Origin of the sequence: uncultured Granulicatella sp. (assembly GCF_963516875.1) — a bacterium.
Classification (GTDB): Bacteria; Bacillota; Bacilli; order Lactobacillales; family Aerococcaceae; genus Granulicatella.
This window is the reverse complement of record NZ_CAUQCL010000003.1, coordinates 162,475-169,107: the sequence shown is the minus strand read 5'-3', so window position 1 is coordinate 169,107 and position 6,633 is coordinate 162,475. Positions and strand designations below refer to the sequence as shown.

At 31.6% G+C, this 6,633-nt stretch carries 7 protein-coding genes; all 7 read left to right on the top strand.

Features of this window, described 5'->3' with window-relative positions; all coding sequences use genetic code 11:
* Positions 1-194: 194 nt before the first annotated feature.
* Complete coding sequence (locus tag RWM24_RS02495) at positions 195-926, top strand: ABC transporter ATP-binding protein (protein ID WP_314111195.1); 732 nt, start codon at positions 195-197, stop codon at positions 924-926.
* On the top strand, positions 910-1,683 hold the full coding sequence (locus RWM24_RS02490) for a hypothetical protein (RefSeq protein WP_314111193.1): 774 nt from the start codon (positions 910-912) through the stop codon (positions 1,681-1,683). The genes RWM24_RS02495 and RWM24_RS02490 overlap by 17 nt, the downstream gene beginning before the upstream one ends.
* The gene (locus RWM24_RS02485) at positions 1,683-2,408 is read left to right on the top strand and encodes a hypothetical protein (RefSeq protein ID WP_314111191.1); all 726 of its coding nucleotides are present in this window, start codon (positions 1,683-1,685) and stop codon (positions 2,406-2,408) included. The genes RWM24_RS02490 and RWM24_RS02485 overlap by 1 nt, the downstream gene beginning before the upstream one ends.
* 34 nt (positions 2,409-2,442) lie before the next feature.
* Positions 2,443-3,114, top strand: a complete 672-nt coding sequence (locus RWM24_RS02480; RefSeq protein WP_314111189.1) for a response regulator transcription factor — start codon at positions 2,443-2,445, stop codon at positions 3,112-3,114.
* Positions 3,099-4,184, top strand: coding sequence for a HAMP domain-containing sensor histidine kinase (locus RWM24_RS02475; RefSeq protein ID WP_314111187.1), 1,086 nt, complete (start codon positions 3,099-3,101; stop codon positions 4,182-4,184). Before RWM24_RS02480 ends, RWM24_RS02475 begins: the two co-directional genes overlap by 16 nt.
* Before the next feature lie 156 nt (positions 4,185-4,340).
* Positions 4,341-4,916, top strand: a complete 576-nt coding sequence (locus RWM24_RS02470) for a hypothetical protein (RefSeq protein WP_314111185.1) — start codon at positions 4,341-4,343, stop codon at positions 4,914-4,916.
* 367 nt (positions 4,917-5,283) lie between these two features.
* On the top strand, positions 5,284-6,615 hold the full coding sequence (mgtE, locus tag RWM24_RS02465) for a magnesium transporter (RefSeq protein ID WP_314111202.1): 1,332 nt from the start codon (positions 5,284-5,286) through the stop codon (positions 6,613-6,615).
* Positions 6,616-6,633: the final 18 nt, after the last annotated feature.

Here is a 6,633-nt window from a genome sequence, read left to right as displayed (position 1 = left end):
AAGAGACGACTTAAGTCGTCTCAAAAAAGTCTAACTTTTTGGGGTCACTACACGCAAATGCGAGTCTCATGCTTAGCCTACTACTATAGGGAGTCTTCTTTTTTTGCATAAATTTTCTTTTCCATTCTTTTTCTGAAATTATTCTGAAGTTGTTACTCTACAATACATTTATAAATCGTATGAGGAGTGATTTTATGGAAAATAGTATTGAAATTAAGAATTTATGTAAAGTATATGGAAATACGACTATATTGGACGATATCAATTTTGTGGCAAAGGAAGGGAGAGTTACTGCTTTTTTAGGTCCAAATGGAGCAGGGAAAAGTTCTACCTTACGAATATTATTAGGATTAGATCAAGCTACTTCTGGTAGAGCAATCATTGCAGGAAAGAACTATAAGGATATCCGACAACCATTATTTGTTGTTGGAGCAACTTTTGATGGATTAGGTTCACCAAGTGATCGAACGGTTTATCAACATTTAAGAATCGTAGCTGCCAGTAATGGAATTGAGAAAAGTAGAATTAGCGAAGTACTAGCAATAACGGATATTGCCCACAAAAAGAATGAGTCTATTGGACATTTATCTCTCGGTGAAACACAAAGGGTTAGTCTTGCTACAGCATTACTTGGAAATCCACAATTTCTAATATTGGATGAACCGACCAATGGATTAGATCCAAGTGGCATTCGTTGGCTAAGAAATTTTTTAAAGGAACAATCTGAAGAAGGAAAAACGATCTTATTATCCTCACATATTTTGTCAGAAGTCGAATCAGTGACAGATGATGTAGTATTCATTCATAAAGGGAAAATTATTGCGAATGGTGAATTAAAGAACATAATGAAGAATGCTGCAAGTTTAGAAGAAGTCTTTTTCAACTTAATTCAAGAAGGGGGAAAAGAAGATGAAATTATTTTATAGTGAATTATTAAAGATTAGCTATTCAAAACTTTTTAAGATTGTTTTGTTATTAATTTTTATCGTACAACCATTTTTTGGCTATCTTGGAACAAAGGCTGTCTTAGAGTTTGGTTTACAAGCAACTCCGGAGAATACACCTATATTAGCAGAAGCGATCCCTCCAATTGAATATTTAGGATTTGATGCAGTTATGCTGGGGCTGATGCCGATGATTATTTTGGGAGCTGTTTATGGTGGTAGTGAGTTTAAAAACCATCAATTGAGAACAACTTTACTAGCCAATAGTGATAAGAAGAGTTTATACTTTTTTAAATTGATGACGTTAACCATTTTATCACTTGTCCTTTCATTTCTATCGATTATAGTCACGATTGAAGTGACTCATGTTGCATTAGGGAATTTAGGACTAAGTGTTTTATTAAGTTCGAAAGTTTGGTACTTTATTTTATTTGCAACACTAGCATGGGTAAGTCTCACGATTTTATCTTACTTTATGGCTTTTCTATTTCGAACAGCCATTGTTTCTTTATTATTTTTAATTCCTCAAGTTTATAATGTTGGAGAGTTTCTCTCTACTCATTTTGAATGGGGGAAGGTTCTTCCAGTTGCACTTGGAAATCATTTAATTGCATCATCGGATACTAGATTTTCACCTCATCCATTTTGGACGCTCACTTTATTATGTATTTGGGTGTTCATTTTTGGAGTGATAGTATATTTTCAATTTGAAAAAAGTGATGTAGGAGGGAAATATTAATGCTACGAAATCAGATAAAAAGTGAATTTTTCAAAATGATCTATCATAAAGGATTAATGCTTACTTTAGTATTTTCTATTTTATTTGTATTAGCAATGTTACTGGCATTAAATCCATCTGCTTCAATGATTAATCGAGATTTTATAGTGACACAGTTTTTACAAAGTATTTATTTAGTTCAAACGATTTTTGCAGTTTTTTCTGCGGTGTTTTGGGGAAGAGAGTTTCTAAAAAGTACGTTAAGAACTAGTTTATTAACAAATCCTAATCGTTTGAAATTCTTTTGTATTAAGGCTATTGTAACTTTGTTCTCTATTTTATGTTGTTTTTGTATAGCGATTGGAATTGGGATTGGATTAGTATCATTCTATTTTAAATTTCAATTGAATCTTGAATTTATTCGTCAATTATTGTTGAAACTAATTCCACCTATGTTAGCAACGATTCAAATTAGTATGATTACATTATGCCTAACGATACTCATGGAATCGATGGTCTCTTCTTTAACAATTGTATTATCCATGCTGTTAGGACTAGGGCAGCTATTATTACAATATTCTTCTAGGATGAATGTACTCCCTGTATTAGCTACTATGAATAGTTTTTCAATCAAAGAAATTTCTATTTATCCAAGCGTTACAGAAGGAATTTTTATTCAATCATTATGGACGATTGTTTTTATTGGATTAGCCTATTACCATTTGCATCGAAAGAGTGTAAAATGAAAGCAAAATCAGTCTAAGATAGGAGTGTATGGGTATGTCGTATAAAATACTAGTAATTGATGATGACGAAAGTGTTCTAAGATTAATCAAAAATATATTACTGTTAAATGATTATGATGTTACTACTCGAAATGGAATTGAAGATGTAAATATCTGTGATTTTGTCGATTTTGATTTAATATTACTAGATATTATGATGCCACTAGATGGAATAACGATTTGTAATGAAATTAGAGAACAGATTAAAGCACCCATTCTTTTTATCACAGCTAAAGATATGGAGGAAGATTTAATCAATGGATTATTAGCGGGAGCAGATGACTATATTACTAAACCATTTTCTGTAAATGAGTTTTTAGCAAGAATTAAAATGCATCTTAGACGTGAAGAACGAAATAGACAAAATGCCAAACGATTAGAATTTGGTCCGATTTCAATTGATATGAATTTAAAAACAGTTTTTGTTGAGGAAAATGAAATCAAACTAACGAATCGGGAATTTATGATAATACAGTTATTAGCTAGTCAAACATCCAGAATATTTACAATTGAAGAAATTTATCAACTTGTATATCCTAACAGTTCTAATACTCAATTTCGTTCCATTTCTGAATATATGTATCAAATACGTTCAAAATTTAAACCGTATCATTTAAATCCGATAGAAACAATGAGAGGAGGCGGGTATAAATGGAAAATAAAATAAGCTTTAAACAACTTATTCAAAAGACTTGTCTTAAAATTATAGTAGAATTTATGATTGCTATTTTAGTGTTATACCTGCTTCCATTATTGTCTATTTCAATTAAAGTTCCAGGTGAAGAAACAACTTATCCTGTATTTTTGAATATTTTTTCTTGGATTTATATCTGTATTGCTTTATTAGTGATTGTTAGTTTGAATATACGACAATTATTATTGAAAATTCATAAAGAGATGAATATTGTTTACCATCAATCTATGTGGCTAGAATCAACTGATTTAACAGAAGCATTAACGATTACAGAATTTATTGAGACAAATCAAAAAATCAATCATATGCAACAACAAATTGAAGGGATGCTTGAAAAGGAGCGCAAACAAAAGGAAGCGTTAGCTTTTAAAGTGTCAGCAGTTTCCCACGATTTAAAAACACCATTAACAGTCATTCAAGGAAATTCTGAACTCTTATCTCAATCCGCTATTGAAGGGAAATATCTTCCTTATATTCAAGATATTCATATAGCAAGCAATCGTATGATTGAATATATTAATCGATTACTCTTGTATTCAAAAACTTACTATGAGAATGAAAATGAATGGAAAGAGTATTCCTTACAAGATGTGATTGAGTCCATTGATCAAGAAATTCATTATTTGCTAAAAGACAAAAGCATTGTTACATTCAAATATGATGAACAGATAGATAAAAATGCCACAGTATATCTGCATTTGAATTATGTATTAAGAGCAGTGATGAATATGATGCAAAATGCACTGGAATATAGTCAGGCAGATAAAAAAGCAATCAAAGTTGATTTATATTATACTCATCAGCAGTTAGTAATTAGTGTTTGGAATAATGGTGCGTATTTAACTGATGAAACATTAAAGAATGCTGATTCATTATTTTACCGGAAAGATAAAAATCGCAATTTAAATGATGCCCATTTTGGAATAGGACTAGCTTTTGTTAAAAGGGTGTCAGAATTACATCATGGAACTTTAGAAATTAAAAATGAAGATGATGGAGTGAAAGTAACGATAAGTATTCATACAGGATTGAGTAAAAAGTAATAAGGTAAATTTTTGAGGTTAATTTAAAATTAATTTTTTCACAAATATATTGTATTTCCCTAAAATTTCCATATAATTGTAATTAGAAGGAGGGTAGCGTTTTCAAACTTAGTTTTAAGAATTACGTATCAAGAGAATGATTAGGGGGAGTTAACAATGAAATGGTGTAAAAATTTAAAATTTATTTTATTAGCATTACTTGTCTGTTCGGTTGCTCTGTTATCAAGTTGTTCAAAAGAAAGAAAATATGCTATAAATCCTTACGTTAATCTAACGGTTGATTCTGAAAATGATGAGAGCGATGAATTATTGTTTGAACGTTTAAAAGAAGTTGATGCAGATTATTTAGAAGAAGCTAAGAATGTATTTTTAACTCACTATCCTAAAGAAGAAAAGGAACAATTAGTGGATAAGACGATAACAATTCGTGAACCGTATACTCTTTTTTCTCCACGTGACGATTTTAATAAAGTAGCTCTTCACTTTACAGTTTATGTTGATGAAAAACCTTATGCTCATATTGGTATTTTAGACAAAAATAGTAGCGGTAGTTTTGCAACCTCATTTATGGAAGCTAAATCTTTCCCAAATAGATTTCCGATGAAACATGGGTGTTATCGTTTTACATCAGTTGATAATGGATTTCATATTGAATCTGTGAAGTATGATTCAACAAAGGAATATGGAAATTTGAATAACGTACTTTATACTTTTGATCCAACAGAATTATAAGATATAGTCGAATGACTTCCTGTAATAGTAGTATTTGGACGGCAGCAGCCTCGCAAAAATGCGAGTCTCATGCCTAAACTTTGAGCCTAAGGTCTCAAAGTTTCCTGTAAGATAAGCCAAATAGGCTTATCTTACTCATACTACTATAGGAAGTCTTCTGGTTTTACGTCACCTAATAAGAGTACGTATATAATCAAATGACTTCTTGTCATTATAGCATTAGGGGCTTCTTTGTTTTTGTGTCATTTTCGAGCAAAAAATCTTCCAAAGTATAGAGATATCTTGAGGGTATCTCTTTTTTTATATCGCTAAAATATGGTATACTATGAATAGTATGTTTACAGAATGGAGTGATAAAACGATGGATATGTCCAAAATTATTGAACAAATGGTGGAATCTAAAGATGTCAAAAGAATTAGGGAATTATTCAACCAGAATTATCCAATCGATATTGCTCTAGGATTGGAAGAAGTAACAGATGAAGTACTCAAAAACTTTATGTATACTATCTCCAACACACGACTAGCTTCTATTTTGGAAGTTAGTGATCCCGAACTTCAAATTCGAATGTTAGAAAAACTACCTTTCCGCCGTGTAGGATTATTATTCCAACAAATGTCTAATGATGATGTCGTGGATATTTTAGGAAATCTGCCAATTGGAATTCGTAAAAAATATTTGAATATGATGAAGGGTTCTTCTCAAGACGAAATTCAAACGATGTTAAAATATCCTCAAGATTCTGCCGGAGGAATTATGACGACAGAATTTATTTCGGTGAAGGAACATTTAACCGTTGAAGAAACATTGACGAAGTTAAGAGAAATTTCTCCAAATACAGAAGTCATTCATACGATTTTTGTCACAACATTCCAAAATCAATTAATTGGTTGGATTGATATTCGTGACTTATTTACAAATGAATTAGATGTCAGTTTACACGATTTAATGCATACCAATATTATTTCTGTAGTTCCTGAAGAAGACCAAGAAGAAGTAGCTCGTCTATCTTCAAAATATGACTTATCAGTTGTACCCGTAGTTAGTACAAAGGGCGTTTTAATTGGGATTATTACAATTGATGATATCGTCCACGTTCTTCAAGAAGAGCATCATGAAGATATGCTTTTAATTAGCGGGGTTGAAGGAACAGAAAGAATTGGTGGTCCATTTATCGAATCAATTAAAAAACGGACACCTTGGTTATTAATTAATTTAATTACAGCCTTTATGGCTTCAGCAGTTGTTGGGATGTTCCAATCAACGATTGAACAAGTGGTTGTTCTTGCGGTTGCCATGCCGATTATTACAGGAATGGGAGGAAACTCAGCTTCTCAAACTCTAGCTCTAGCAATTCAAGAAATTGCATTAGGACAATTATCATTGGAAAAAGACAAAAAGTATGTTTGGAATGAGATTGTTTTAGGCTGTATGAATGGACTTATTACCGGAGTTGTAGCTGCGATTGCGCTATATATTCCTTATCAAAACTTTTATTTATCGATTATTGTAGTTTTGGCGATGGCCATGAATTTAATGGTGGGAGCGATTTTTGGATTCTTTGTACCTTTAGTATTAAAAGCAATGAAATTAGACCCAGCCATTTCATCGACCATCTTTGTAACAACGGCAACAGACGTTCTAGGATTTTTCTTTTTCCTAGGAATTGCACAAGTCTTTTTACCGTTATTAATTTAGATATGAAGGAGATTATGA